The organism is Pseudomonas sp. SWRI51 (assembly GCF_014268825.1).
Classification (GTDB): domain Bacteria; phylum Pseudomonadota; class Gammaproteobacteria; order Pseudomonadales; family Pseudomonadaceae; genus Aquipseudomonas; species Aquipseudomonas farsensis.
Genome location: NZ_JABWRG010000017.1, coordinates 41115 through 67501 on the forward strand (window position 1 = coordinate 41115; position 26387 = coordinate 67501).

Annotated in this window: 34 protein-coding genes and 2 tRNA genes; 15 read left to right on the forward strand and 21 right to left on the reverse strand. The window is 59.9% G+C overall.

Annotated features, from left to right (window positions below; translation table 11 throughout):
* Nucleotides 1–8: 8 nt before the first annotated feature.
* Nucleotides 9–422 (forward strand): hypothetical protein, encoded by a 414-nt coding sequence (locus HU720_RS08380; protein ID WP_186519046.1) that lies wholly within the window; start codon nucleotides 9–11, stop codon nucleotides 420–422.
* A 243-nt stretch (nucleotides 423–665) separates the two neighbouring features.
* On the opposite strand, the gene HU720_RS08385 is transcribed toward HU720_RS08380, so the two are convergent.
* On the reverse strand, nucleotides 666–851 hold the full coding sequence (locus HU720_RS08385) for a hypothetical protein (protein WP_186519048.1): 186 nt from the start codon (nucleotides 849–851) through the stop codon (nucleotides 666–668).
* 79 nt (nucleotides 852–930) lie between these two features.
* Between HU720_RS08385 and HU720_RS08390 the strand changes: the two genes are divergently transcribed.
* The 9 genes from HU720_RS08390 to HU720_RS08425 all read left to right on the forward strand — a co-directional run bounded on the left by HU720_RS08390 (nucleotide 931) and on the right by HU720_RS08425 (nucleotide 6593).
* A complete protein-coding gene (locus HU720_RS08390) occupies nucleotides 931–2748 on the forward strand; it encodes a DNA cytosine methyltransferase (protein ID WP_186519108.1) in 1818 nt (605 codons plus the stop codon).
* 85 nt (nucleotides 2749–2833) lie between these two features.
* A complete protein-coding gene (locus HU720_RS08395) occupies nucleotides 2834–3424 on the forward strand; it encodes a hypothetical protein (RefSeq protein ID WP_186519050.1) in 591 nt (196 codons plus the stop codon).
* The gene (locus tag HU720_RS08400) at nucleotides 3421–3693 is read left to right on the forward strand and encodes a hypothetical protein (RefSeq protein ID WP_186519052.1); all 273 of its coding nucleotides are present in this window, start codon (nucleotides 3421–3423) and stop codon (nucleotides 3691–3693) included. Before HU720_RS08395 ends, HU720_RS08400 begins: the two co-directional genes overlap by 4 nt.
* On the forward strand, nucleotides 3690–4046 hold the full coding sequence (locus tag HU720_RS08405; protein ID WP_186519054.1) for a hypothetical protein: 357 nt from the start codon (nucleotides 3690–3692) through the stop codon (nucleotides 4044–4046). Before HU720_RS08400 ends, HU720_RS08405 begins: the two co-directional genes overlap by 4 nt.
* Entirely contained in the window at nucleotides 4043–4447 is a 405-nt protein-coding gene (locus tag HU720_RS08410) for a phage protein NinX family protein (RefSeq protein ID WP_186519056.1), read from the forward strand. The genes HU720_RS08405 and HU720_RS08410 overlap by 4 nt, the downstream gene beginning before the upstream one ends.
* Nucleotides 4448–4490: 43 nt before the next feature.
* Nucleotides 4491–4721 carry a hypothetical protein gene (locus tag HU720_RS08415; protein ID WP_186519058.1) on the forward strand — a complete coding sequence of 77 codons (231 nt, stop codon included), beginning with the start codon at nucleotides 4491–4493 and terminating at the stop codon, nucleotides 4719–4721.
* Nucleotides 4722–4778: 57 nt separating this feature from the next.
* The gene (locus HU720_RS08420) at nucleotides 4779–5102 is read left to right on the forward strand and encodes a hypothetical protein (RefSeq protein ID WP_186519060.1); all 324 of its coding nucleotides are present in this window, start codon (nucleotides 4779–4781) and stop codon (nucleotides 5100–5102) included.
* 37 nt (nucleotides 5103–5139) lie between these two features.
* A complete protein-coding gene (locus HU720_RS24605; protein WP_346656566.1) occupies nucleotides 5140–5544 on the forward strand; it encodes a hypothetical protein in 405 nt (134 codons plus the stop codon).
* Complete coding sequence (locus HU720_RS08425; protein ID WP_346656567.1) at nucleotides 5430–6593, forward strand: tyrosine-type recombinase/integrase; 1164 nt, start codon at nucleotides 5430–5432, stop codon at nucleotides 6591–6593. The genes HU720_RS24605 and HU720_RS08425 overlap by 115 nt, the downstream gene beginning before the upstream one ends.
* A gap of 79 nt (nucleotides 6594–6672) precedes the next feature.
* Here the strand turns inward: HU720_RS08425 and HU720_RS08430 are convergent.
* The 9 genes from HU720_RS08430 to thrS all read right to left on the reverse strand — a co-directional run bounded on the left by HU720_RS08430 (nucleotide 6673) and on the right by thrS (nucleotide 14144).
* Nucleotides 6673–6749, reverse strand: a tRNA-Pro gene (locus HU720_RS08430).
* A 99-nt stretch (nucleotides 6750–6848) separates the two neighbouring features.
* Nucleotides 6849–7205: a MerR family transcriptional regulator gene (locus HU720_RS08435; RefSeq protein ID WP_186519064.1), complete on the reverse strand. Its 357-nt coding sequence runs from the start codon at nucleotides 7203–7205 to the stop codon at nucleotides 6849–6851.
* Nucleotides 7186–7488 (reverse strand): integration host factor subunit alpha, encoded by a 303-nt coding sequence (ihfA, locus tag HU720_RS08440; RefSeq protein ID WP_009394049.1) that lies wholly within the window; start codon nucleotides 7486–7488, stop codon nucleotides 7186–7188. Before ihfA ends, HU720_RS08435 begins: the two co-directional genes overlap by 20 nt.
* A 4-nt stretch (nucleotides 7489–7492) precedes the next feature.
* Entirely contained in the window at nucleotides 7493–9874 is a 2382-nt protein-coding gene (pheT, locus tag HU720_RS08445; protein ID WP_186519066.1) for a phenylalanine--tRNA ligase subunit beta, read from the reverse strand.
* 30 nt (nucleotides 9875–9904) lie between these two features.
* Nucleotides 9905–10921 carry a phenylalanine--tRNA ligase subunit alpha gene (pheS, locus tag HU720_RS08450; RefSeq protein WP_186519068.1) on the reverse strand — a complete coding sequence of 339 codons (1017 nt, stop codon included), beginning with the start codon at nucleotides 10919–10921 and terminating at the stop codon, nucleotides 9905–9907.
* 109 nt (nucleotides 10922–11030) lie between these two features.
* Nucleotides 11031–11387 carry a 50S ribosomal protein L20 gene (rplT, locus tag HU720_RS08455; protein ID WP_009394046.1) on the reverse strand — a complete coding sequence of 119 codons (357 nt, stop codon included), beginning with the start codon at nucleotides 11385–11387 and terminating at the stop codon, nucleotides 11031–11033.
* A 27-nt stretch (nucleotides 11388–11414) separates the two neighbouring features.
* The gene (gene rpmI, locus HU720_RS08460; protein WP_028696462.1) at nucleotides 11415–11609 is read right to left on the reverse strand and encodes a 50S ribosomal protein L35; all 195 of its coding nucleotides are present in this window, start codon (nucleotides 11607–11609) and stop codon (nucleotides 11415–11417) included.
* 60 nt (nucleotides 11610–11669) lie between these two features.
* On the reverse strand, nucleotides 11670–12221 hold the full coding sequence (infC, locus tag HU720_RS08465; protein ID WP_186519070.1) for a translation initiation factor IF-3: 552 nt from the start codon (nucleotides 12219–12221) through the stop codon (nucleotides 11670–11672).
* Nucleotides 12222–14144: a threonine--tRNA ligase gene (gene thrS / locus HU720_RS08470; protein ID WP_186519072.1), complete on the reverse strand. Its 1923-nt coding sequence runs from the start codon at nucleotides 14142–14144 to the stop codon at nucleotides 12222–12224.
* Between the two features lie 332 nt (nucleotides 14145–14476).
* On the opposite strand from thrS, the gene HU720_RS08475 reads away from it, so the two are divergent.
* Together HU720_RS08475 and HU720_RS08480 are read left to right on the forward strand one after the other, a co-directional pair.
* On the forward strand, nucleotides 14477–14779 hold the full coding sequence (locus tag HU720_RS08475; protein WP_186519074.1) for a hypothetical protein: 303 nt from the start codon (nucleotides 14477–14479) through the stop codon (nucleotides 14777–14779).
* A gap of 161 nt (nucleotides 14780–14940) precedes the next feature.
* A complete protein-coding gene (locus HU720_RS08480) occupies nucleotides 14941–15153 on the forward strand; it encodes a cold-shock protein (RefSeq protein ID WP_012273095.1) in 213 nt (70 codons plus the stop codon).
* A 102-nt stretch (nucleotides 15154–15255) separates the two neighbouring features.
* On the opposite strand, the gene HU720_RS08485 is transcribed toward HU720_RS08480, so the two are convergent.
* Nucleotides 15256–15576 (reverse strand): I78 family peptidase inhibitor, encoded by a 321-nt coding sequence (locus tag HU720_RS08485; protein WP_186519076.1) that lies wholly within the window; start codon nucleotides 15574–15576, stop codon nucleotides 15256–15258.
* Nucleotides 15577–15863: 287 nt separating this feature from the next.
* On the opposite strand from HU720_RS08485, the gene HU720_RS08490 reads away from it, so the two are divergent.
* Nucleotides 15864–16076, forward strand: a complete 213-nt coding sequence (locus HU720_RS08490; protein ID WP_186519078.1) for a hypothetical protein — start codon at nucleotides 15864–15866, stop codon at nucleotides 16074–16076.
* Here the strand turns inward: HU720_RS08490 and HU720_RS08495 are convergent.
* The 7 genes from HU720_RS08495 to HU720_RS08525 all read right to left on the reverse strand — a co-directional run bounded on the left by HU720_RS08495 (nucleotide 16048) and on the right by HU720_RS08525 (nucleotide 23060).
* A complete protein-coding gene (locus HU720_RS08495; RefSeq protein WP_186519080.1) occupies nucleotides 16048–17067 on the reverse strand; it encodes a nucleoside hydrolase in 1020 nt (339 codons plus the stop codon). The genes HU720_RS08490 and HU720_RS08495 overlap by 29 nt on opposite strands.
* A gap of 86 nt (nucleotides 17068–17153) precedes the next feature.
* Nucleotides 17154–17558: a D-ribose pyranase gene (gene rbsD, locus HU720_RS08500; RefSeq protein ID WP_186519082.1), complete on the reverse strand. Its 405-nt coding sequence runs from the start codon at nucleotides 17556–17558 to the stop codon at nucleotides 17154–17156.
* On the reverse strand, nucleotides 17555–18460 hold the full coding sequence (rbsK, locus tag HU720_RS08505) for a ribokinase (RefSeq protein ID WP_186519084.1): 906 nt from the start codon (nucleotides 18458–18460) through the stop codon (nucleotides 17555–17557). Before rbsK ends, rbsD begins: the two co-directional genes overlap by 4 nt.
* A 10-nt stretch (nucleotides 18461–18470) precedes the next feature.
* Nucleotides 18471–19493: a LacI family DNA-binding transcriptional regulator gene (locus HU720_RS08510; protein ID WP_186519086.1), complete on the reverse strand. Its 1023-nt coding sequence runs from the start codon at nucleotides 19491–19493 to the stop codon at nucleotides 18471–18473.
* Nucleotides 19494–19497: 4 nt separating this feature from the next.
* A complete protein-coding gene (locus HU720_RS08515; RefSeq protein WP_186519088.1) occupies nucleotides 19498–20493 on the reverse strand; it encodes an ABC transporter permease in 996 nt (331 codons plus the stop codon).
* A complete protein-coding gene (locus HU720_RS08520; protein ID WP_186519090.1) occupies nucleotides 20490–22043 on the reverse strand; it encodes an ATP-binding cassette domain-containing protein in 1554 nt (517 codons plus the stop codon). The genes HU720_RS08515 and HU720_RS08520 overlap by 4 nt, the downstream gene beginning before the upstream one ends.
* Nucleotides 22044–22106: 63 nt before the next feature.
* Nucleotides 22107–23060, reverse strand: a complete 954-nt coding sequence (locus HU720_RS08525; protein WP_186519092.1) for a sugar ABC transporter substrate-binding protein — start codon at nucleotides 23058–23060, stop codon at nucleotides 22107–22109.
* A gap of 345 nt (nucleotides 23061–23405) precedes the next feature.
* Here HU720_RS08525 and HU720_RS08530 point away from each other — a divergent pair, with 345 nt between their 5' ends.
* On the forward strand, nucleotides 23406–24497 hold the full coding sequence (locus HU720_RS08530) for an asparaginase (RefSeq protein ID WP_186519094.1): 1092 nt from the start codon (nucleotides 23406–23408) through the stop codon (nucleotides 24495–24497).
* Nucleotides 24498–24621: 124 nt separating this feature from the next.
* On the forward strand, nucleotides 24622–24864 hold the full coding sequence (locus HU720_RS08535; protein ID WP_186519096.1) for a DUF1654 domain-containing protein: 243 nt from the start codon (nucleotides 24622–24624) through the stop codon (nucleotides 24862–24864).
* A 6-nt stretch (nucleotides 24865–24870) separates the two neighbouring features.
* Here HU720_RS08535 and HU720_RS08540 read toward each other — a convergent pair whose 3' ends face one another.
* The 3 genes from HU720_RS08540 to HU720_RS08550 form a co-directional block, all read right to left on the reverse strand.
* Entirely contained in the window at nucleotides 24871–25296 is a 426-nt protein-coding gene (locus HU720_RS08540; RefSeq protein ID WP_186519098.1) for a GTP pyrophosphokinase, read from the reverse strand.
* Nucleotides 25297–25374: 78 nt separating this feature from the next.
* Entirely contained in the window at nucleotides 25375–25944 is a 570-nt protein-coding gene (locus HU720_RS08545) for an SPOR domain-containing protein (RefSeq protein WP_186519100.1), read from the reverse strand.
* Nucleotides 25945–26109: 165 nt separating this feature from the next.
* Nucleotides 26110–26186: transfer RNA gene (locus HU720_RS08550), tRNA-Val, on the reverse strand.
* Nucleotides 26187–26387 lie beyond the last annotated feature (201 nt).

Consider the following 26387-nt stretch of genomic DNA (forward strand, 5'->3'; position numbering starts at 1 on the left):
ACCGACCCATGAGCAACTACAACTGCGACTACGTTCGCCGTCACTACGGCGTTCCAGCCGAGATCGGGCGCCGCGTCATCGCCAACGGTGAGCCTGGCATCATCATGGCCGACCGCGGGCATTACATCGGCGTCATACTCGACAGCGACCCGAAGAAGCGCATCCGCAACTACCACCCCACCTGGGAAATGCAGTACGGCGAGATGGCCGAGACGCTTCCGCTTAAGGAGTGGGAGGTGCTCACCAACGGCATGTACGACTGGGATGACGTTCGATACTTCATGAGCGATGCGCGCCACTACGTGCTTCGGATTTGGGCAGCCACCCGCAGCCAGGCCAAGTATCGGGCCTATCAAGAGCTGGCGGAGTGCTTCAACGATGACGCTACGGCCATGCTGACCTTCAAAGTGCGTGCAGCCTGACCCTCCGGCCCGGCCAGTCAGCGCTACACAGCAAGCCCAGACTTAAGCATTAGCGCCAGCAGCGGCGTAACGTTTTTGATGACGACCGACAGCTTCACAAGAAGGTCGGCGACAGAGTGAAGTCGTTCCATAAGATGCTCCAGAAAGCGAGAGCAAACCGTTGCCCTCTTCATAGTCTGCATCTTTAAAAATCCGCCTCCCCCGATCGCCATTCCTCTGGGGCTTTTTCCACGCCTCCCCACTTTAACGAATCACGCCACCCGGCTCAGCGCAAAGGCCTGCCCTGTACCGCGCAATCGCAATGATCTGGCGCAGGCAGATGACCATCTCTTTTTGCAGTTGATCATCTGGTAGCCCGATCTTCTTCAACATCGCCTGTGCCTCTTCTTCAATCGAAGCAAGGGCCTGGGTATCGCTTTTAAGTGTCATGGCGACCTCCGCAAGGTCGTTCCGGACACCAATTGATAGCTCACCCACATCAATCACGCCACCCCGGCTAGGACCGCCCATGTCTGCGTTTCAGAAAAAGAACCCTCTCGACTTCAAAACCCAGTACGGCCTCGGCTTCGATCCTCAAGACGATGAGATCGTGGTCGACTTCTTCTGCGGTGGCGGCGGCGCCGGTACCGGGCTGGAAATGGGCCTTGGTCGGCCAGTGGCCGTGGCCAAGAACCACAGCCCGGCGGCCATCAGCATGCATACCGCCAACCACCCGGCGGCGCGCCACTTCACCACCGACGTTTTCGAGGGCGACCCCGACGAGGAATGCCAGGGCCGGCCAGTGGGCTGGTTCCATATGAGCCCCGACTGCACGCACCATAGCCAAGCCGCCGGCGGCCAGCCGCGCAAACGCGAGATCCGCAACCTGTCGTGGATCGGCTTGAAGTGGGCCGGCAAGAAGATGCCTCGGGTGATCAGCCTGGAAAACGTGAAGCAGATTTTGCAGTGGGGTCCGCTGATCGCGAAGCGCGACAAGGCCACCGGCCGAGTGATGAAGCTGGACGGCACGGTGGCTGCACCTGGTGAGCGAGTGCCAGTTGGCCAGCAGTTCCTAGTGCCAGACCCCAAACGCCGCGGCACTACCTGGCGCCGATTTGTCCATCTACTGCAGGGCATGGGCTATCAGGTGGAATGGCGAGTAATCAAGGCCTGCGACTTCGGCGCCCCAACCAGTCGAGAGCGCCTGTTCATGATCGCTCGCTGCGACGGCCAACCGATCGTGTGGCCGGAACCGACCCACGCCAAGAACCCTGCCAAAGGCCAGCAGAAATGGCGCACAGCCGCTGACTGCATTGACTGGAGCGTGCCGAGCAAGAGCATCTTCGGGCGCAAGAAAGACCTCGCAGCCGCCACACTGCGCCGAGTGGCCAAGGGAATGAAAAAGTTCGTGCTGGAAAACCCGCAGCCTTTCATCGTGCCGATCGCAAACTGGTCGGGTGAGCTCGCTCAGTCGGCACAGGAGCCGCTGCGCACCGTGACGTCTTGGCCGCGCGGCGGGTCATTTGCCATGGCCAGCCCCGTCATCCTACCTGCAACCCATCAGGGCGCCGACCGGGTGAACGATCCTACCCTGCCACTGCCGACGGTCACCGCAGCTAACCGTGGCGAGCTGATGCTGGCAAGCCCTGTGATGATCGGAACCGGCGGGCCAGTCTATGCCGGGAAGCCAGCGCCAGCTGATCGACCCATTGGCACGCTGATGACGCAGAGCCATCGCGCCCTGGTGACCGCCTTTATCGAGCAGGCCAACGGTGGCTTCAATGCCACCCCAGCCAAGGGCGCAGACGATCCGCTGACCACAGTCACCAATACCGGCAGCCAGCAGCGCCTTGTAACAGCGAATCTGGCCACCCTCCGGCGCAATTGCATCGGCCGGGAGATCGACGACCCAGTGCCGACTATGACCGCCGGCGCGGAACACCACGCACTGGTCGAATACAAGCTGTCCCCAGAACACGAAGAAGGCGCTCTGCGCGTAGCGGCGTTCCTGATCAGCTACTACGGCACCGAGAACACCAGCGGCTGCAACGCACCGGCGCCAACAGTGACCACCAAGGACCGCCTGGGCCTGGTCACCGTAATCGTGAGGGGTACTCCGTACGTGATCGTCGACATCTGCCTGCGCATGCTGCAGCCGCACGAGCTGTACAGAGCGCAGGGCTTCCCGGCCAGCTATATCATCGACAAGGGCGCCGACGGCAAGCCGTTCACGAAGACCGAACAGGTGCATATGTGCGGAAACAGCGTCAGCCCGCCACCGATGGCAGCGCTCGCACGCGCTAACGATCCTTGGCGCACCTCAGAGAGCAATGCCAAAGCAGCTTGACCGAAAGAGCACATTTGTACCCCACCCAGCTTTAACTCCCTCTCCCCTCTATTCACTGCCGCGATATGGCGGCCAAGGAAACACCGTGCGCGAAGAAAAAGTCGTGATGTACGAATCCCCCGAAGCCGCCAGCATCCAGACCGTCACCGGCTGGGTCGACCCTTCTGGCCGATTCTGGGGCAAGGATGAGCACATGGCCCGCTACTGCGGGTCGACCCACCGTCAATGCGCGAACAACCCCGCGCACCCCATTCATGCCACCAACGGTTGGTGTGAGGATTGCCGCGCAGAAAACCGGGCGACAAAGTTCGACGCAATGCCGCGGCGCTTGTGGGACGGCGAGCCGATCACCCACTACGACGGCGACCAGTACTTCTTCGACGAAGAAAGCCTGCGCGACTGGATTGTCGAACACGAGATCGAGCTGGCCGACTTGAAGCTGGTCTTCTGCACACCAAACTACCCGCGCGAGATCGACCCGGACGACCATTTCATCGATGACCTGCCCGAGGACGGCGAGGTAAATGACGATCAACTGCTGGCTGCGTTCGAGCTGCTGAACGAGATGATCCGCAAGAGCCCACCATTGTCCTGGTCGCCAGGCAACGAGGCCGTTGAGCTACCACCGGCATTCATCGACACGGTTGCCTGCGAGCGGCTGGAGGCTCAGGAATGACCCGCCTCGCCATCTGCCTCCTGCTGCTGGCCACCGGCGCCAGCGCAGAACAGGTCACCCCCAATGTCGAGGTCATCCACGACGACAAGCGCGCCGTCACCTGCTGGGTCTACAGCGGCTTTTACTATAAGGGCGGCATCAGCTGCATCCCCGACAGCCAGCTGCAGGCCGGCAACGAGCGCCAGCTCTCCCCGCACGAGCAGCAGGACAATGGGCCAACCCCGGCCGGCGCACAGGCGCAATGGATCGAAGAGAGGTATTCCCTGTGAAGCTGACAGCAAATCAACAGCGTGTCCTTTGTGCGTTGCGCGAAGTATCCCGAGCCAACGCGATCCGCTACCGAGACAAAACCCCCTACCTCTACGAACTGGATTGTAAAAAACTAGCGAGCGGCGACGAAGCTTGCGCATTCGGCATGGGCGGGCTGAGCTACCAGATCGGCGCTCGTGTCGATCTGAGCGCAGGAGCGGTGCTCAGTATTTTCAAAACACTTGAGCGCAAGGGTCTAGTCCTTCGAGAGTCGAGCTACCCCGAGCATCAGAGGCCGCGCTACTGGTGGCCTGTTGGTCTAGCGGCAGAGTTGTCGGCCCAACTGACGCCTGCAAAGACGGAGGCGCCATGACAGACCTGATCGAAGTGAAGACGGCAGACCTGACCGGCCCTGCGCTCGACTGGGCTGTCGCGCAGGCCGAGGGCCTTGAGACCTTTCTTGTGGGTCCGCAGTACGGCGTGCCTTGGCGGGTGTTTTGGAAGAAGCGCGGCCAGGCGCTTGTGCAGGACGCGCTCTACAACCCGCACGAGAACTGGGCGCTGGGTGGACCGTTGGCGGATAAGCATTGCAAGGTCTTCGGCCTGAACAAGCACATTGGCGAGAATGGTGAATGGCGGGCGTTCGCCTACAAGGATTCCCCGCGGCTGATGCGACTGGCCGGTGGTGAAACGCTCCTGGTGGCGATCTGTCGCTCAATCGTCCTGCTACATATCGGCGATATCGTCCAAGTGCCGAAGGAGCTGATTCAATGATCGCCCTCGCCTACATGGCCTACCTGATTTACAGGGGGCCGCGATGAGCAAGCCGCACGCAAGAACCCAAACAGGCGCAAAGGTCACTCTCACTATCGAGCTTACGAGTCTCGGCTCCTGGGGCCCGGACTGCACGCTTGATCAGGTCTACCGCCAAGCACGCGAAGCGGCTATCGGCCGACTGAACAAAGTGTTCAAGGACCATGTCGCCACTACCCGCATCCTTGGCCCAGTAATCGTCGAAGCTGTAACTACCGACCCCGAAAAGCGCTAACCCCTCCCCCTTACAACTCAAGCCCGCCGACACGCGCGGGCATGGAGAACTATTGCCATGACAAAAGAAGAACTGGCCGGCCTGCCCGAGAAAGTGCGCGTCGCCATCGAGGCCGGGAAAGCAGCTGCGGCTGCCTGTACCAATGACGGAGGCAGCGCCAACCTCGACCGCGTCGTCATTCCTGTGCCTGGCCTGCGCGCCAGGCAGTTGCCCACCCTGCCCGGCTATTTGCAAAAGAGGAGCGGCTACCACCAACAGGGCATCCATCTCGATACGCCTTGGCCAGGCATCGGCAATCAACACAGCGCCGGCGTGCAAGCGATGCACGTATCACTCCAGGCCCAGGGCGTCGACTGCTACGTCTACTACCAGGTCGACTGACCATCAATCTGCCGCCGCTGGCGGCGTGGAGAGCTAAATGGCAACCGCCAGCGCGGCACCGGCCGCACGAATTCTGCCGCGCATCATCCGCGCCGGCGAAGCCCCGCATTACCTCGGCATGTGCCGAGCCGAATTCAACAAGACCGTCAGGCCTCATGTCAGCGAATTTCCGATCGGAGAGCGCGGCATCGGCTTTGACCGTGAAGAACTTGATGCCTGGGTGAATGACTACATCCAGGCCATGGCAATTGCTAAAGATGGCGCCCAGGGCCGACAATCGCCCGGCAGCGAGCGCCAATCAGGAGACAAAGGATGGCGCGAAAGACAATCACGGGCCTCTCGCAGAGAAACGGCATTTGGCACATCGACAAGAAAATCAACGGAGAGAGACTTTACGAAAGCACTGGAGTTGGTGACCGGGCGGAAGCAGAAAAGTACCTGATTCACCGACTGGAGCAGATCCGCCAGCGAAAGGTGTACGGCGTTCGGCAGGTGCGAACATTCCGCGAGGCTGCTACCAGGTACCTGCTTGAGCACAAGGATCAGCCCTCGATTAAGCTGACCGCGCTGTGCCTGCAGCAGCTTGATCCCTATCTGGGCGCGTTACCACTGACGTACATCGATGACCAAGCGCTGGTCCCATTCATTCGGGACCGACAAACAGACGAATACCTGCCGAATGGAAAGGTGCGGAAGGCGGTCAGCAACAGAACGGTGAATATCGCCATAGAGCGGGTAATTCGCGTGCTGTCGCTGGCTTGCCGAAAGTGGCGGGATGAAGAGCGCAGGCCCTGGCTCGACAGTATCCCGCTGCTGTCCAAGCTGGAGGAAAAGAGGTCAAGCCGAAAGCCCTACCCATTGTCATGGGATGAGCAATCGATTCTCTTCGGGGAGCTGCCGGACCATTTGCACAAGATGGCCTTGTTCAAGGTGAACACGGGCTGTCGTGAGCAAGAGGTCTGCAAGCTGAGGTGGGAATGGGAGATTTCGGTCCCCGAGCTGGGCACCAGTGTGTTTCTGATCCCTGCCGACTTTGGTGGTCGGCACGAGAACTCAGGCGTCAAGAACCGAGACGAGCGGTTGGTGGTGCTGAACAGCGTGGCCAAATCGGTCATCGACGGGCAGCGCGGGATCAGTCGGGAGTGGGTATTCCCGTACAACGGCACCGGGATGCACAGGATGAACGACTCGGCCTGGAAGAAAGCGAGGGTGCGCGCGGCAAAGCTCTGGCAGGAGCAAAACTTGCGGCCGGCACACCCTGGGTTCGCTTCAATCAGGATTCACGATCTCAAGCACACTTTCGGAAGGCGCCTCAAAGCAGCGGGTGTTACAGAGGAAGATCGGAAGTCGCTACTTGGCCACAAGAACGGAAGCGTGACCAGCCACTATTCTGGCGCGGAACTGGGACAGTTGATAGAGGCGGCAAATAAAGTTTCAGCGACGGACTCGCGTGGGCCGGTGCTGACCATTTTGAAGAGGAGGCAGGCGTAAAAACCTAAGAAGTCACGCAAAAGTCACGCACATGAAAAAGGCCACTCCTTTCGGAAATGGCCTAAGTCATTGGGATTATTGGTCGGGACGGAGTGATTCGAACACTCGACCCCTTGCACCCCATGCAAGTGCGCTACCGGGCTGCGCTACGCCCCGACACTGTTCTCGATACCGCTGAGAACGCTTGAGAATTTAACCTAACCTTTTGAATATTGGAAGCTTTTTTTCAAAAAACTTCCGCTCATCGGGTAATAGCTACTTCTTCAAAACCACCAACACATCCTCCAGCTCAGTAATCATCTGCCGCAGCATCTGCTTGTACTGACTGGACTCGTCCTTCACCTCATCGCTGGACATGCGCAAACGCGCACCGCCAATGGTGAAGCCCTGGTCGTAGAGCAAAGCGCGGATCTGGCGAATCATCAGCACATCCTGGCGCTGATAATACCGCCGGTTGCCACGGCGCTTTACCGGGTTGAGCTGCGGAAACTCCTGCTCCCAGTAACGTAGCACGTGCGGCTTGACCGCACAGAGCTCGCTGACTTCACCGATGGTGAAGTAGCGTTTGCCCGGGATGGGGGGCAGCTCGTCGTTATGGCTTGGTTCCAGCATAGGCCTCTACCCGGGCTTTCAACTTCTGCCCTGGACGAAAGGTGACGACGCGCCGTGCGGTGATCGGGATCTCTTCCCCGGTTTTGGGGTTGCGGCCCGGCCGCTGGCGTTTGTCGCGAAGGTCAAAATTGCCAAAGCCTGACAACTTGACCTGCTCGTTATCTTCAAGCGCGTGCCGAATTTCTTCGAAAAACAGCTCGACCAGCTCCTTGGCCTCTCGCTTGTTGAGCCCCAGCTCCTCGTACAGCCTTTCGGCCATCTCAGCTTTCGTCAGAGCACCCATGCCGTTATTTCCTTAACGTGGTGTTCAACCTTTGTTCGAGCGAGGTGAGGATATTTTGCAGGGTAGTGTTCACCTCATCGTCGTTAAGAGTGCGCGATGGATGCTGCCAGGTCAAGCCGACGGCCAGGCTTTTTCTATCAGGATCAATGCCTTTACCCTGGTAGACGTCAAACAGCCTGAGGTCTGTGAGCCATTCGCCAGCATTGTCACGAATTACTTCAAGCACCGCATTCGAAGCCACATCCCGGCCAGCGATCAGCGCCAGGTCACGACGGGTTTCGGGGAACTTGGACAATTCGCTGAACTTGGGCAGGCGCCCTTCCACCACGTCGCCCAACACCAGCTCGAACACATACACCGGGCGCTCCAGGCCCAAGGTCTTGGCAAGCTCTGGGTGAATGGCACCGAGGTAGCCGACTTCCTTGCCATCGCGCTCGATACGGGCGGTCTGGCCAGGGTGCAGGGCTGGGTGCTTGCCACTGGTGAAGGTGAACGCGTCCAGGGCACCTGAGTAACCGAGCAGCGCTTCAACGTCAGCTTTCACATCGAAGAAGTCGATGGCGTCACGGCCGTTGGCCCAACCTTCTGGCAGGCGGCTGCCAGTTACCACGCCAGCGATCATCGGCTGTTGCTGCAGGTTGCCCAACTGGCCGACGAAACGCAGGCCACTTTCGAACAGGCGAACGCGGTCTTGCTGGCGGTTGAGGTTGTGCTGCAACGCCTTGACCAGGCCCGGCCACAGCGAGGCGCGCATGGCGGCCATGTCGCTGGAGATAGGGTTAGCCAGCAGCAGCGGCTCGACGCCCGGGGTGAACAGTTCGAACAGCTTAGGGTCGATGAAGCTGTAGGTAATGGCTTCCTGGTAGCCGCGAGCGACCAGCAGGCGACGCAGGGTCGGCAGCTCACCACGGGTTTCAGGCTTGCCCTGCGGCGCCAGACGCGCCTGCGGGTAGCGAACCGGCAGGTTGTTGTAACCGTACAGGCGGGCCAGCTCTTCGATCAGGTCGACTTCAAGGCTGATATCGAAACGATGGCTTGGCACGCTGACGGTCCACTGCCCTGCCCCATTGGCGCTGGTTTTCAGTTCCAGGGCGTTGAGCAATTGCTCGACTTGAGCAGGGTCCATCTGCATGCCGAGCATCTGGTCGATGCGATCGGCACGCAGCGTGATCGGCGCAATGTTTGGCAGGTGTTGCTCGCTGACGGCCTCGACGACCGGGCCGGCTTCACCGCCGACGATGTCCAGCAACAGTGCTGTGGCGCGCTCGATGGCTTCGCGGGCCAGCTGCGAGTCGACGCCGCGCTCGTAGCGGTGCGAGGCATCGGTGTGCAGGCCGTAGGAACGGGCCTTGCCAGCTACAGAAATGGGCTCGAAGAAGGCGCTTTCAAGGAACAGGTCGCGGGTCTTCTCGGTGTTGACGCCACTGTGCTCGCCACCCATCACGCCAGCAATCGCCAAGGCGCGGCTATGGTCGGCAATGACCAGGGTATCTGCACGCAGGGCGACTTCCTGGCCATCAAGCAGCACGAGCTTTTCACCCTCCTCGGCCATGCGTACGCGAATGCCGCCATTGATTTCGGCAAGATCGAACGCATGCATGGGCTGGCCGAGTTCGAGCATCACGTAGTTGGTGACGTCAACGGCAGCGTCGATGCTGCGCACGTCGCTGCGGCGCAGGCGCTCTACCATCCACAACGGGGTCGGCTTGCTCAGGTCAACGTTACGGATAACGCGGCCAAGGTAACGCGGGCACGCGGCTGGGGCCGAAACTTCCACCGGGCGTACTTCGTCATGGACGGCAGGTACCGCGGGCACCACCGGGCGCGTGACCGGCACGTCGTACAGTGCGCTGACATCGCGGGCAAGGCCGGCCAGGGACAGGCAGTCACCACGGTTCGGGGTGAGGCCGATCTCGATGCTGGCGTCGTCAAGGTTCAGGTATTGCCGAATATCCTGGCCAACCGGGGCGTCGGCAGCCAGTTCAAGCAGGCCATCGTTCTCTTCGCTGATCTGCAGCTCGGCGGCCGAGCAGAGCATGCCGAACGACTCGACGCCGCGCAGCTTGGCTTTTTTGATCTTGAAGTCGCCTGGCAGCTCCGCGCCGATCATGGCGAACGGAATTTTAATGCCTGGGCGCGCATTCGGGGCACCGCACACGACCTGGAAGGTTTCCTGGCCATTGCTGACCTGGCAAACGCGCAGCTTGTCGGCGTCCGGGTGTTGCTCGGTAGCGAGAATTTCGCCTACCACGATGCCGCTGAACTGGCCGGCAGCTGGGGTTACGCTGTCGACTTCGAGGCCGGCCATGGACAGGCGGGCGACCAGTTCATCGCGGGAGACTTGCGGGTTTACCCAACCGCGCAGCCATTGTTCACTGAATTTCATGCTGTTCTCCTGAAAGTTGCGTCGATTGGCCTAGCGGAATTGGGCGAGGAACCGCAGGTCGTTGTCGAAGAACAGACGCAAATCGTTGACGCCATAGCGCAGCATGGCCAAGCGCTCGGCACCCATGCCGAATGCAAAGCCCTGGAATTCCTCAGGGTCGATGCCGGACATGCGCAGCACGCTTGGGTGGACCATGCCGCAGCCCATGACTTCGAGCCAGCCGGTCTGTTTGCAGACGCGGCAGCCTTTGCCCGAGCACATCACGCACTGGATATCGACTTCAGCGGACGGTTCGGTGAAGGGGAAGAACGACGGGCGGAAGCGCACGGCCAGTTCTTTCTCGAAGAACACCCGCAGGAATTCCTCGATGGTGCCCTTGAGGTCGGCGAAGTTGATGCCGCGGTCGATCAGCAGGCCTTCGACCTGGTGGAACATCGGCGAGTGGGTGATATCCGAGTCGCAGCGATAGACGCGCCCCGGGCAGACAATGCGAATCGGCGGCTGGCTCGATTCCATGGTGCGGACCTGTACCGGCGAGGTATGGGTGCGCAGCAGCATGTTGGCATTGAAATAGAAGGTATCGTGCATTGCCCGGGCCGGGTGGTGGCCTGGGATGTTGAGCGCTTCGAAGTTGTGGTAGTCGTCTTCCACTTCCGGGCCTTCGGCGATGCCGTAGCCAATGTGAGTGAAGAACTGTTCGATGCGTTCGAGGGTACGGGTGATCGGGTGCAGCCCGCCGGTGGTCTGGCCACGGCCTGGCAGGGTGACGTCGATGCATTCTGCGGCCAGACGAGCGTTGAGCTCGGCCTCTTCGAAGGCGGCCTTGCGTGAGTTGAGCACCTCGGTGACGCGTTCCTTGGCGTCGTTGATCAGCGCGCCAACCTTGGGGCGCTCTTCGGCTGGCAGATTGCCCAGGGTCTTCATCACCTGGGTCAGTTCGCCCTTCTTGCCGAGATACTGAACCCGGATCTGTTCCAGGGTATTGATGTCTTCAGCGCGTTCCACAGCTTCAAGGGCTTGGGAGACCAGCGCATCCAGGTTTTCCATGTACAGACTCCAGATACGAAAATAGGGGAAGAGCTTTGAAGGCTCTTCCCCTATCGATGACGTTCAATGCCCGGCGGTGCTGGCACCACCGGGTGATTGTCGCGGGTACTTAAGCCAGAACGGCTTTAGCTTTCTCGACAATCGCAGCAAACGCCGCTTTTTCGTTCACTGCCAGATCAGCCAGAACCTTACGGTCGATTTCGATCGAAGCCTTTTTCAGGCCAGCAATCAGACGGCTGTAGGACAGACCGTTGTTGCGTGCACCGGCGTTGATACGAGCGATCCACAGTGCGCGGAACTGACGTTTTTTCTGGCGACGGTCGCGGTAGGCGTATTGGCCTGCCTTGATAACAGCCTGCTTGGCTACACGGAATACGCGCGAACGAGCACCGTAGTAACCTTTAGCCAGTTTCAGAATTTTTTTGTGACGCTTACGAGCGATAACGCCGCGCTTAACACGAGCCATGAGTAACTTCCTCTATCTTAACCAGAATTAACGAACGCGCAGCATGCGCGCGACTTTCGCCACGTCAGACGGATGCAGCATGCTGCTACCGCGCAGTTGACGCTTACGCTTGGTCGACATTTTGGTCAGGATGTGGCTCTTGAAAGCGTGCTTGTGCTTGAAGCCGGTAGCCGTTTTCAGGAAACGCTTCGCAGCACCGCTTTTGGTTTTCATTTTTGGCATGTTGGAACTCCGCATTCGTTAAAATTACACATAATCATCAGGCCTGCCGTGCCCGGGAGATTACTTCTTTTTCTTGGGGGCGATGACCATCATAAGCTGGCGTCCTTCCATCTTAGGATGCTGCTCAACGGTGCCGTATTCGACGAGGTCAGCTTCAACCCGCTTCAACAGCTCCATGCCCAGCTCCTGGTGGGCCATCTCACGACCACGGAATCTCAAAGAGATCTTGGCCTTGTCCCCATCACTTAGGAAACGTATCAGGTTGCGTAGTTTTACCTGATAATCCCCATCCTCCGTCCCTGGACGAAACTTGATTTCTTTGATCTGGATGATCTTCTGGTTTTTCTTCGCTGCGGCCTGCTGCTTTTTCTTCTCGAACAGGCTTTTGCCGTAGTCCAAGACTTTACAGACAGGGGGTACGGCATCAGCAGAAATTTCTACCAGATCCAGCTTCGCTTCTTCAGCGATACGAAGCGCTTCGTGGATCGAGACGATGCCCAGCTGTTCACCATCAGCACCGATTAACCGAACCTCTTGAGCCGAGATATTCTCGTTGATCGGGGCTTTCGGTGCAGCACGTTTATCGTTTCTCATTTCACGCTTAATAGTCATTTACTCCGATTCTTGGCGACCACGCCGGGAAACCGCTTGCGTCAGTAGCTCTGCGAATTGGGCGACGGGCATGGAGCCCAGGTCTGCGCCTTCGCGAGTACGCACAGCGACGGTTTGCGTCTCGACTTCACGATCCCCTATAACCAAAAGGTACGGGACCTTGAGCAAAGTATGCTCGCGGATTTTAAAGCCGATCTTCTCATTTCTCAAGTCCGACTTGGCACGGAAACCGCTACCGTTCAGAGATTTTTCAACCTCGAGGGCGAAATCGGCCTGTTTGTCGGTGATATTCATGATCACCGCCTGGGTTGGCGCGAGCCAAGCCGGGAACACACCCGCGTAGTGTTCGATGAGCATGCCGATGAAGCGCTCGAACGAACCGAGGATGGCGCGGTGCAGCATCACCGGGCGCTTGCGCGCGTTGTCTTCGGCAATGTAGCTGGCGTCCAGGCGCTCAGGCAGGTTCGGATCGTACTGCAGGGTGCCGCACTGCCAGTTACGGCCCAGGCAGTCACGCAGGGTGAACTCGATCTTCGGGCCATAGAAGGCGCCCTCGCCTGGCTGGTATTCCCATTCCAGGCCAGATTCGTTCAAGGCATCGGCCAACGCACCTTCGGCGCGATCCCACAGCTCTTCGGAACCGACGCGCTTGGCCGGACGGGTCGAAAGCTTCATGGCGACGTCGGTGAAACCGAAGTTCTTGTAAACGTCGAGGGTCAGCTTGATGAAGTCGGCGGCTTCTTTCTTGACCTGGTCTTCCGTACAGAAGATGTGTGCATCGTCCTGCACGAAACCACGCACACGCATGATGCCGTGCAGCGCGCCGGACGGCTCGTTACGGTGGCAGGCACCGAACTCGGCCAGACGCAGCGGCAGATCGCGGTAGGACTTCAGGCCCTGGTTGAACACCTGCACGTGGCACGGGCAGTTCATCGGTTTTACCGCGTAGTCGCGGCTTTCCGACGAAGTGGTGAACATATTCTCGGCGTAGTTGGACCAGTGGCCGGAACGCTCCCAGAGAATACGGTCGACAACCTGCGGGGTCTTGATTTCCTGGTAGCCGTTTTCACGCTGAACCTGACGCATGTACTGCTCGAGCACCTGGTACACGGTCCAGCCGTTGGCGTGCCAGAACACCATGCCGGGTGCTTCTTCCTGGAGGTGGAACAGGTCGAGCTGCTTGCCAATCTTGCGGTGATCGCGTTTTTCGGCTTCTTCGATGCGCTGGATATACGCCGCCAGTTGCTTCTTGTCAGCCCAGGCGGTGCCGTATACGCGTTGCAGCTGCTCGTTTTTGGCATCGCCGCGCCAGTAGGCGCCGGACAGCTTGGTCAGCTTGAACGCCTTGAGGAAGCGCGTGTTCGGCACGTGCGGGCCACGGCACATGTCGACATATTCTTCGTGATAGTACAGGCCCATGGCCTGCTCATTCGGCATGTCCTCGACCAGGCGCAGCTTGTAATCTTCGCCACGCTGGGTGAACACGTCGATGACTTCAGCGCGCGGGGTCACCTTCTTGACCACGTCGTAATCGGTGTCGATCAGCTGCTGCATGCGCTTCTCGATGGCGACCAGATCGTCGGGGGTGAAGGGGCGCTCGTAGGCGATGTCGTAATAGAAGCCTTCGTCGATCACCGGGCCGATCACCATCTTGGCGGTCGGGTACAGCTGCTTCACTGCGTGACCCACCAGGTGGGCACACGAGTGGCGGATGATCTCCAGTCCCTCTGCATCTTTGGGGGTGATGATCTGCAGGGTGGCGTCGTGTGCGATCAGGTCGCAGGCGTCTACCAGCTTGCCGTCGACTTTGCCGGCGAGGGTGGCCTTGGCAAGGCCTGCACCGATCGAGGCGGCGACTTCGGCTACGGATACAGGCTTGTCGAACGCGCGTTGACTGCCATCGGGAAGAGTAATAGTGGGCATGGCGCCTCCTCTCCTAGTGGTGACCCCTACCAAAGGTCACGTGGGTTGGGATGAGCCAGTACAAGATCCGACCTGCCTTTCCATACGGAAAGCCTGCCTCACATTGGCAGAGACCTTTCGGCCTGTCAGCGACGAACCAGAGTGACTGGAAGGTAAAAACAGTTGCGGCTGCAGGTGCAACCACAAGCCGGCCATCCTAGCACGGGGCTAGAGCGGCCGGCAGAAATATTTGGCAATTACCCAAGCGGGCTGAACTTGTGCGGAAAAAAACCGATCAGACGTGGTGAAGCAACCTACTCTTGATGAGACCTTAACCCAAGGAGTGTTCGGTTATGCGACTTCAGTCCCTTCTGGCCGCCTGTGCCGCGAGCGCCCTGCTGCTGCCGATGGCCGCCCAGGCAGGTAATTTCCCAGCGGGCAAGGAGGCAGCCTATATGGCTCAATGCACACAAGTGGCGACCGGCCAAGGCGTTGACGCGGCGGCGGCGAAAAAGCACTGCGATTGCGGCGCTCAAGCCATCAAAAAGAATTTCAGCGACAAGGAGATCGAAGACCTCGACAGCAAGGATGGCGTCGACGCCACGCTGATGCAGCGCGCCCAGACAGTCGTACAGAGCGCTTGCAAGCCCAAATAATGAGGGCGGTTCGGCCAAACGAAGCATTATTTGCGCTGGATCAACATCCAGTGAATGTAATTAGCGCTAGATGCGTAGAAATGCACTATGATGTCCCCCGTGCTTCGTAACATTGGTTACAAGCACCTCGAAAAAAAATCATGTTTCTGGAGAGTCACCCCATGTCCAATCGCCAAACCGGTACCGTCAAATGGTTCAATGATGAAAAAGGCTTCGGCTTCATCACCCCACAAGGCGGCGGCGACGACCTGTTCGTACATTTCAAGGCCATCGAATCCGACGGCTTCAAGAGCCTGAAAGAAGGCCAGACTGTTTCCTTCGTCGCCGAGCGCGGCCAGAAGGGCATGCAGGCTGCACAGGTTCGTCCGGAGTAATTCGGATAGTTGTAAAAAACCCGCCACTTGTGGCGGGTTTTTTATTGGGCGCTGCAAAAGCGCCGCGAGCCTTCAGCCCAAGCAGCGCTGCAGGTTAGGCCATCAGCCGCAGTTGACGCGGCTAACCACGCCTTTTTCATCGACGTTCAGGTTCAGGCGCTCGGAGCGGTACTCAAGGGTGATGACGTCGGTCGGCTTGAGAATACGCCCCATCTGCGAACCGCTGGCCTTGCGAGCCTGCTCAAGCAGCTCAGGGGTGGCCTGCTTGCCGAGGGTGAAGTCGGCACCACTGGCTTCGCAGCGGCCGTCATTGTTGGCCGCAGCAGTCGGGGCGGAATTGCCGCTCGAGGCGCCGTTAGAGCTGCAGCCTGCAAGAACGGTAGCCACCAGCAAGGTCGCCAGGGATGCGCGAGTACGGAACATGAATCCTCCTAAAAAACGGTCTGGGCATTGTCCATGCGACAACCCCGCCTACAGTTTTGTTGCAAAACCGGAAGATTCTGCCTGAACCCCACGCTAGACGCTAAACGCAATCGTGACCGGATTTTGCACCAAACCACAGGTTTGGGCCGGGGCCGTGCTTATGCTTAAGTCGCAGGGCCCCACTGCGCAAGGCATGATTTACTCCAAGGAGCGGAGCGCGCAACGGCTCCTTTCGAACACCAGGATTCGGTATTCGACCCTCTACCCAGGCGCCACGAGAGCCATTTATGAGCAGCCACAGCATCGATGCCGACATCAAGGTCAAATGGGCCGAGGGCCAAAGCGCCTACAGCCCCAGCACACCCGAGGAACTCCTGCTGATTGCCATCGACCTGCTGGTACGTGACCGCGGCAGCGAAGCGGCACGCGGCTTTATCGACCAGGTGTTCGAACGCTACGCGCCCCATGGCGCTATTGCAGTCGAGCCAAGCGGGCGCTGAGCAGATCGAAAAATCCCTGGGCATCGCCCTCTTCGATCCAGGTGACGTTTGCTGGCTGCTTGAGTACGCCGTACCAGTCAGCTACGGTCTGGCCAAAAGTCGGGCCTTCGCGGCTGTCGACCACCAAGTGGATGTCGCGCCCCTTGAACAGGGACGGCTCAAGCAGATAGGCAATGACACTGGCATCGTGCACCGGGCCGCCAGGCATACCGTACTGCTGCATGTCGTGCAGGACGTAGGCATTGAGGATATCCACGACCATTTTACTGGCCTTGTTACCGACCGCAGACAACTGCTTGAGGCGCGCTTCGCTGGTGAGCACCTTGTGGGTTACATCGAGCGGCAGGTAGGTCAGCTTGACGCCACTGGCGAGTACCACTTCTGCAGCATGAGGGTCGGCAAACAGGTTGAATTCTGCCGCCGGGGTGATGTTGCCGCCATTGAAGTGCGCGCCGCCCATCACCACCACTTCTTTGATGCCCTTGGCGATGTCAGGCTGCTGAGCCAGCGCCAGGGCCAGATTGGTCTGCGGGCCGAGCATGGCGATGGTGATGCTGTGCGGCGGCGCTGAGCCGAGCGTTTCGACCAGGTACTGAACGGCATTACCCTTGGCAAGCGGCGCTTTGGGCTCATGCACCTGAACCCCAGTCAAGCCCTCCTCACCGTGGACCTCGGCTGCATAAATGGGCGCACGGACCAGCGGGCGCCCTGCCCCGGCATACACCGGGATATCCTCGCGCCCACCCCACTCCCTGGCCAGCCGGGCATTGCGCGAGGTTTTCTCCAGGCGCACATTGCCAGCAACCGTGGTGATGGCGCGGATCTTGAGTTGCTCAGGGGAAGCCATGGCCAACAGCAGAGCGACGACATCGTCGGCCCCAGGGTCGGTGTCGATGATCAGGTCGCGGGGAGCGGCCATCAGGCTACTAGAGGCGAATGCAGACACCATGATGACTCCTTGCAGCAGTCGCTTTGCGGCTTTGAACGACATGGGTGATCACTCCTTGTTGTCATAGGCGGTATGAGGCCTGAGCCATTAGGCCCACTACCCCCGCCGCACGGGTAGAGGCCCATGCCTCAGAACGTGACGCCAGCGACCAGCGCTATGTTGCTGTACGGCTGGCATTCGCCAGTGCGGACCACCGCCCGTGCCTCATGGCACAAGGCCTTGAACGCTGCGTGGCTGATGTTCTCACGCTGGCCGATCTGGCCCTGGGCATGCAACTGCTCGACCTGCGCCAGCCCAGGCGGTGCAACTTCGAACATTTCTTCGGCGAGGACGTGCCGCTCCACCTGCATTTCAGTCAGCACCACGCGCACCACACTCGCAAAATCCGGAATCCCCGGTGTCAGCGCCAGGTCAATAAGCTCGACGCCCGGCGGCACTGGCAGGCCGGCATCGCCGATCACCAGAATGTCGCCATGACCCAGGCCTGCGATGGTGCGCGAAAGGGCAATATTCAACAGTGCGGTCTTTTTCACGGGGCGAGCTCCGCCAAGTAAGGTATGGACGGCTGAGCGCCTGCACGTGTGACGGAAATAGCTGCGGCCTGCTGGCCGAAAACAATCGCCTCAGGCAGCGCCATGCCGCGCGCCAGGCTGGCAGCAAAGCCGCCAACGAAGGTGTCGCCTGCCGCGGTTGTATCCAGCGCCGTGACCGCAGCCACCGGAAAATGCTGGGCGCCCTGCTCACTCACATACAGCGCGCCCTGGGCGCCAAGGGTGACGATCACCTGCCCTGCGCCCAGTTCGCGCAAACGTTCGGCGGCAAGCTGAGCGCTGGCCAGGTCGCTCACCGGCAAGCCCGTCAACGCCTGCGCCTCGCTTTCATTGGGAATCAGGTAGTCGATGTGGGCATACCAGGACTGTGGCAACGGCCCGGTAGCCGGCGCCGGGTTGAGGATTACCGTCTTGTCCAGCTCACGTCCCCGTGCCAGCGCCCAGGCTACGGTGTCTGCAGGCACCTCAAGCTGGCAAATGAGCACATCAGCGCCTTGCAGCAACGCATCGTAGCGCTGCACCGCTTCCGGGCTTAGCAAGCCATTACTACCCGGAACCACAACGATCGCGTTCTGGCTTGCAGCATCCACCACAATCAGTGCCACGCCGCTGGATACACCGGCACATTCCCCTACCCCCTGGCAGTCGACCCCCTCCACCTCCAGAGCTTGGCGCAACTGTGGGCCGTAGGCGTCATCCCCTACGTTGCCGATCATCGCCACACTGGCACCGAGCCTGGCCACGGCCACCGCCTGATTGGCGCCCTTGCCACCCGGTACAGTAAAGAAGCGCTCACCGGGCAAGGTTTCCCCGCCGCGCAAGCGCTGAGCGCGCGCCACCAGGTCCATATTGAGGCTGCCGACCACTACAACCTTGGCATCCATGGGTATTTCCTTAACGGTAATCGTTGAACAGGTCCGGGCGCGGCCCGGTGGATTCGCGCAGCACGATACGAGGCGCGACAATTCGATGCTCGGCATTGCCCTGACGCGCAGTGGCGATACGCGATAGCAGCAATGCCGCCGCACTCTCGCCCAGCTCGCGAATCGACTGGCCGACCGTGGTCAGCGCCGGATAGACGTAGCGGCTAAGTTCGATATCGTCGAAGCCGATCACCGACAGTTCGCCGGGCACATTGATATTGCGTTCGGCCGCCGCACGCAGCACGCCGAAACCGATCATGTCGTTACTGGCAAAAATCGCCGTGGGGCGTTTGCCATCGAGCAGGCGCGCCGCTGCGGCATGCCCGCCGGGGCTGGTGAAGTCGCTATGGACGACACGACCATCAGCGACCTGAATGCCTGCTTCGGCCATCGCCCGTTGAAAACCGGCCAACCGTAGCTGGCCGACGCCGGTATCCACCGGCCCTGCGATTGTGGCGATATCGCGATGACCAAGCTCGAGCAGATGGCGGGTGGCAAGGTAGGCGCCGTGCTCGTGATCGATGCGCACCAAGTCAGCCTCCACGCCCTCCAGGGCGCGATCAACGATGACCATCGGGGTGCGCACGCAGCTCAGGCTTTCGAGCAGATCGCGGTCTTCACCCACCGAAGCCACTACCAAGCCATCAATGCGCTTTTCGAGCAGCACACGCAGGTAGCTGCGCTGCTTTTGTGGATCGTCGTCGGAGTTACACAGGATCACGCAATAACCGTTACGCTCGCAGGCATCTTCGATGCCCCGGGCCAGCTCGGCGAAGTACGGGTTGACGCTGTTGGGCACCAGCAGGCCAATGGTGGCCGTGCTGCGCGCCTTCAGCGAGCGAGCCACGGCACTCGGCACGTAGTCCAGCTCGGCGATGGCCGCCTCGACCTTCAGCCGTACATGCTCGCTGACCGGTCGGGTCTTGTTCAGTACATGGGAAACGGTGGTATAGGAAATACCCGCCATTGCCGCAACATCTTTGATGGTTGCCATGGGTTCAGTTCCGCCGGTTCGCACGCCGGCTGCGGTAAGTGTCGAGCACCACGGCGATGACAATCACGGCCCCGGTGATAATACGTTTAGTTGGCTCCGAAGCGCCGATCTGGGCCAGCCCTGCGGCGAGCACCGAGATGATCAGCACGCCAAAGAAGGTGCTGATGACAGAGCCTCGCCCACCCATCAGGCTGGTGCCGCCGATCACCACCGCAGCGATGACCTGCAGCTCAAGGCCGGAACCTGCGTTGGGGTCGGCAGCTTCCAGGCGGGAAATCTGGAACAACGCCGCCAGGCCCGCCAGCAGCCCCATCATGGTGAAGACCAGGATCTTGTATGGGCGCGGGTCGATGCCAGCCAGGCGCACTGCCTCTTCGTTGGTGCCAATGCCGATCAGATAGCGACCGAACACGGTACGGGTCAGCACCAACTGCGCCAGCACGATCACCAGCAGGGCGATGATGAATGCAGGCGAAATGCCAAAGGCAATGGGGTTGGAGAACCAGGCGAACGCGTCGCCAATATAAGCGGTGCGTGAATCGGTGAACTGGTACGCAAGGCCCCTGGCCATTTCCAGCACACCAAGGGAAACGATAAACGAGGGAATGCGCCAGGCCACGGTAATACTGCCAGTGATGCTGCCGGCCAGCGCCGCTACCGCCATCCCCAGCAACGCGGCCGGCACTACGCTCCACCCCCAGCCCAGAATTGCCACGCTAACTGCCGATGCGGCCAACGCCAACACCGAGCCGACCGACAAATCAATGCCGCCGATAATCAGAATGAACGTCATGCCAACCGCCAGCACCATCAGGTCAGGTATCTGGTTGGCCAGGGTGCTAAAGGTTGCGTAAGACAGAAAATGGCTGCTGAGCAGCGAGAACAGCACGATCATTGCCAGCAAGGCGCCCGCCAGGCCCAGGTAGGTGCCCAGGCCCAGATAAGTGCCGCTGCGGCGAACGGGCTTGGCGCCGGAGGTGTCGAGAGGTGTGGTTTTCATGCATCCATCCTGGGAGCTGCGTCGTGCAGCAAAGCATCGCGTTTCTGGTAGCCGGCAAAGGCGGCAGCAAGCAGCTGGTCCTGGCTCCAATTGCCACGGTCGAAGGTGTCGATCAAGCACCCGGCGGACAGCACAGCGATACGATCACAGATCAGCATCAGTTCGCGCAGGTCGCTGGACACCACCACCAGGGCCTTGCCCTGGCGCGCCAGTTCAGCCAGCAGGCCGTAGATATCGAACTTGGCACCAACATCGATGCCACGGGTGGGCTCGTCAAACAGCAGCACCTGGCAGTCGCGCTCCAGCCACCGGCCAATCACCACTTTCTGCTGGTTGCCACCGGAAAGCTCCGATACTGCCTGTGCAGGGCTGGCACTGCGGATGCGCATGGCGTTGATCTGGCGCTCGGCCAGGCTGCGCTCGGCAGCGCTATCGAGCACACCGGCTCGCGAAACAGCACCGAGATTGCCCAAGGCGATATTGGCGCTTATCGACTGGGTCAACAGCAGGCCTTCGCCCTTGCGGTCTTCGGTTATCAGCGCGATGCCGGCCTTGACCGCGGCCCTTGGAGAATCGATGGTGACCGGCACGGGCGGCTGGCCGAGGGCGATCTGGCCACTGTCAGCCTGATCGGCACCGTAGATCAAGCGCAGCAACTCGGTGCGCCCAGCGCCAATCAGCCCGGAAACCCCGAAGATCTCCCCCGCCCTGACCTCGAACGACACCTCGCGCACCTTGTCGGCGCGGCTGAGCTTGTCGACTTTAAGCAGCGGCGCACCGATCTGCCGGCGGCCAAGGTCGATATGCTCGCCCAGCTCGCGACCAACCATCAGGTTGACCAACTCGTTGCTGCTGTAACGTGCGATGGGCTCGGCGCAGACCAGCTTGCCATCGCGCAGCACGGCAATGCGCTGGGCAACGCGCTGTAGCTCTTCGAGGCGGTGCGAAATATAGACAATGGCAACACCGCGCTGGCGTAACCGGTCGATCTGGGTAAACAGCAATTCGACTTCGCGCGCGGTCAGCATCGCGGTGGGCTCGTCGAAAATCAGCACGTGGCAGTCGCCGATAAGGTTACGGGCGATTTCGACCATCTGTTGATGGCCAATACCTAGCTCACCCACCGGGGTGTCAGGGTCTATGGCATCAAGACCAACCTGGGCCATGGCGGCCGTCGCCAACTGGCGCAAGCGCTTGTGGTTGATCCAGCCCAGCCGGCTGGGCAAATTGTCGAGAAACAGGTTTTGCGCAACGGTCAGGGTCGGGATCAGGTTGAGTTCCTGCATCACCATGCGCACGCCCAAACTTTCGGCCTCGGCGCGGCTGGCAGGCCCATAAGGCTGGCCACGGTAAAGCATGTGCCCGACAGTGGGCGTTTCCAGCCCACTGATCAGCTTGGACAGGGTCGACTTGCCGGCGCCGTTCTCTCCGGTCAGCGCCAGCACTTCACCACCGCGCAATTCGAGCGTGATATCACCGAGTACCGGCTGGGCATAGGTCTTGCCCAGGCCGGTAACACTCAGCACGGTTTCATGGGCCGACATGGCCACCTCTCTAAGGGTGCGAGTTACAGCGAATAATCTGGCCCGCCCCCAGAGGGGGCGGGCTTGGCGTCACTTGGTGATCAGCTTGACCGGCGTCTGGATCACGTTATCGGCGTTCACATCGGGCTTCTCGCCCTTGATCATCTTCAGGGCCGCCTGGATGCCAAACACAGCCTGCTGGCTTGCAGCCTGATCGAGGGTGGCGAGTACACGGCCATCGGCGAGCATTGGCTTGATGGCATTGATGTTGTCATAGCCAACCACCTGCACCTGGCCAGTCTTGCCGGCAGCACGCACGGCAGAAACCGCACCCAGTGCCATGCTGTCATTGCCGGCCAGCAGCGCCTTCAGGTCGGGGTACTCATTGAGCATCGAAGCGGCGACCGCATTGCCCTTGTCGATCTCCCAGTTACCAGACTGCACCGAGACGATTTTCATCTTCGCCTCTTCCATCGCGTCCTTGAAACCGGCGGTACGTTGCTGGGCGTTGGTGGTGGTGGACACGCCTTCGATGATGCCGACCTGGTCACCCGCCTTGAGCTTCTCCTTGGCCAGGTATTCACCCACCAAAGACGCACCCTTGCGGTTGTCTGGGCCTACGAAGGGCACGCTGATGCCCTTGCTCTTGAGCACATCAGGGTCGAGGCGGTTGTCGATGTTGACCACGGTAATACCCGCGTCCATGGCCTTCTTGATCACGGGCACCAATGCCTTGGAGTCAGCAGGCGCAATGACCAGCGCCTTGGCGCCGGTGGCGATCATCTGCTCGACGATGCGGATCTGATTGCCGGTGTCGGTTTCGTCCTTGATGCCGTTGGCGACCAGGTCGAAATCGTCAGGGTGTTCTTTCTGGTAGGCCTTGGCGCCGTCTTCCATGGTGCGGAAGAACTCATTGGCCAGCGACTTCATGACCAATGCAACCTTGGGTTTGTCTTCGGCATGGGCGCCAGCGATTGGCAACACCATCATCAGCGAAGAAAGTACGGCAACGACCAGGGGGCGACCGGGGAACGGCAGTTTCATGAAGTTGACTCCGAATGTTGTGTTTTTTATCGGATGCAAACGTTTGCGGTAACCCACTATGGAAACAGGCCCGGCATTTGTCAAATTTGCCTCGCCAGCGCGTTTCATCCTTTTTACCTGAGCGCTTCGGATTATGCGCAATGTATCCGAAAAACCGAACCGCTCTACTGTAGGTATTCGGAAAGCCGAACTGTAGGAAGTATCTGAGAAATACGCTAGGGAAATACTCTTCATGAATATCAACAAGTTAAAGGCAAAACACGACGAACGGCCGCCGGTGGTACGAAACCTGCCTCAGCTGGTGTGCGACACAGCAAACATCTCATTTGGAAGAGAGAAGAAGAAATGATCGATACCGCCCTGAAAACCTTCGCCCCGGCCACTCTGGCCCTGCTGCTGGCACTGCCAACCATGGCCAGCGCGAAGGAAGTTGCGCAACAACAGAAGCTGGCCAATGTGGTCATTCTCGCCACCGGCGGGACCATCGCCGGCGCAGGCGCCAGCGCCGCCAACAGCGCCACCTATCAGGCTGCCAAGCTGGGTGTCGACAAACTCATCGCCGGTGTGCCGGAGCTTGCCGATATCGCCAATGTTCGTGGCGAGCAGGTGATGCAGATCGCCTCTGAAAGCATCAGCAACGACGACCTGCTCAAGCTGGGCAAGCGCGTCGCGGAACTGGCCGAAAGCAAGGATGTAGACGGCATCGTCATCACTCACGGCACAGACACCCTGGAAGAGACCGCCTACTTCCTCAACCTGGTCGAGAAAACCGACAAGCCAATCGTGGTGGTGGGCTCGATGCGCCCTGGCACCGCAATGTCTGCTGACGGCATGCTCAACCTGTACAACGCCGTCGCCGTCGCCAGCGACAAGCAGTCGCGCGGCAAAGGCGTACTGGTAACGATGAACGACGAGATTCAGTCCGGCCGTGATGTCAGCAAAGCGGTCAACATCAAGACTGAAGCCTTCAAGAGCGCCTGGGGCCCAATGGGTATGGTCGTTGAAGGCAAATCCTACTGGTTCCGCCTGCCGGCCAAGCGCCACACCGCCAACTCGGAATTCGACATCAAGCAAATCTCCAGCCTGCCGCAAGTGGATATCGCCTACGGCTACGGCAACGTGACCGACACCGCCTACAAGGCTCTGGCCCAAGGCGGCGCCAAGGCTGTGATCCACGCCGGCACCGGCAACGGTTCGGTTTCGTCACGCGTCGTGCCTGCCCTGCAGGAACTGCGCAAGAATGGCGTACAGATCATTCGTTCGTCCCACGTCAACCAGGGTGGTTTCGTACTGCGCAACGCAGAACAACCTGATGACAAGAATGACTGGGTCGTCGCCCACGACCTGAACCCGCAAAAAGCACGAATCCTGGCAATGGTTGCAATGACCAAGACCCAGGACAGCAAGGAGCTGCAGCGCATTTTCTGGGAATACTGATAGCCCGCCCAGCCTCCTTTTGCGGGGAGGCTGGCCTCAGCACACGAAAAGCTTGGTTCCTGATATTGCGAAACGGGGCGCAGTCAAATACTGTACGCACATACAGCAAAAAAAGGACAACCCCGTGGCCAGCACTTCCGCCGCAACAACCGGCAACTATGAGCAGATGGCTCAGCGCATCCAGAAGATCATCAATAGCCCCACCGCCCAGCGCAGCCGCGCCGCATTGATCTTCAAGCTCGAACAAGAGTCGCCCGACGACTGGGCAACGTTGCTCGAAGAAATCGACGAAAACGACAATGTCACCCTCGCCCACCGCGACGATGGCGGCATCCAGATTTTCTGGACGGTCCCTCAGGAAGATTGAACGCGCTCAGGCCAAGGTCTGCAGGTAGGCACTTGCCTGCTGGTAACGCACCAGCCTGGCCAGGTCGGCCGGGCCCGGGCGAGCGATGCGGGTGATGTCACTGTTGTCGGCAAGGTCGGCCAGCTTGACCTCGCGCGCAAGCGGATCAACACCTAGGCGGACCACGAAAGCCTCATAGCTTTCGTCATGGCGGCGGCTCAGCGCCAGCAACGCGGCCAGGATTTTCAGCGGGAAGCCTTCGCGGGCCAGGTCTGAGAGGGTTAAAGAGGTGTCTTCCAGCACATCGTGCAATACGGCAACGATGCGCTGCTCAGGGGTGTGTACACGCGCCATCACCCGCAACGGGTGGAGAATATAGTCAGCCCCACCTTTATCGACCTGCCCTTCATGGGCTCGGGTCGCCACCGAAATGGCGCGTTCCAACGTTGCCATGAGGCCTCCCTTTAATCTCCATCCTCCCTCGCAAGCATAGCTGTGACCGCCGGATGGGGCTGTCTGTTCCGCTCTAATTCAGCGCTTGACCCCATGCTGGATGACAACCGAGTCAGTGCCCAGCTTGGCCATTACCTCAGCCTTGCGTGCCTCGGCTTCGGCACGGGTTGGATACGGGCCGACGAGCACCACAGGCTTGCCCTCGCGATACTCGACCCAGGAAGGGATGCCTTTTTCGATCAAGCGCGCCGTCATGTCGGTCAAGGCACCCATGTTCGGCCCCTGGATCACCTCAACGTCCCAGCCCTCTGGCGCAGGCTGGCCGGCGAGCTCGTCGGCGCGGCGTTGCAGATCAGCCCCGCCGCAGATTTCACGGATGCGCATGTTGTTGCCGGCATCGTCGATGAGGATTTCGTACTGGCCATCACGCTTGATAGCGACATAGCTGCGGTAGGCCTCGTATTGGCCGGCACTGTCCTTGCCGCGCACCTGACCACAGATGGAGCCAGCGGTGTCGAAGCGCACGTTAGCGAACTTGGCAGTCTTGGGATTGCTCAGGTGCTGGGCGACCTGGTTATGCACCCCTTCAACCTCGTTGTTGCAGCCCGCCAGAGCCAGCACTGCCATTACCACAGCCAGATTGCGCACGCGTGTACCTCCAGATTCGAAGGGGCGAAGTCTAACATGGCGAGGGATGGGATTCGGCGAGGGCGCGGCGATAGTGCAAGGCATGTGTTGCCAATTGTGGCTCTCCACGGCCTGGAGAGCAGAATGCAAAAAGGGCGACCCTTTCGGATCGCCCCTTCTGATATTTGGTAGGCACAATTGGACTCGAACCAACGACCCCCACCATGTCAAGGTGGTGCTCTAACCAACTGAGCTATGTGCCTGTCGTGTGGGGCGCATATTAGAGATCAAGCCCACACCTGTAAAGCGTTTTTTTCAAAAAAATCAAAACCTTTGCGACCTTGCAAATGCAAAAAGGGCGACCCTTTCGGATCGCCCCTTCTGATGTTTGGTAGGCACAATTGGACTCGAACCAACGACCCCCACCATGTCAAGGTGGTGCTCTAACCAACTGAGCTATGTGC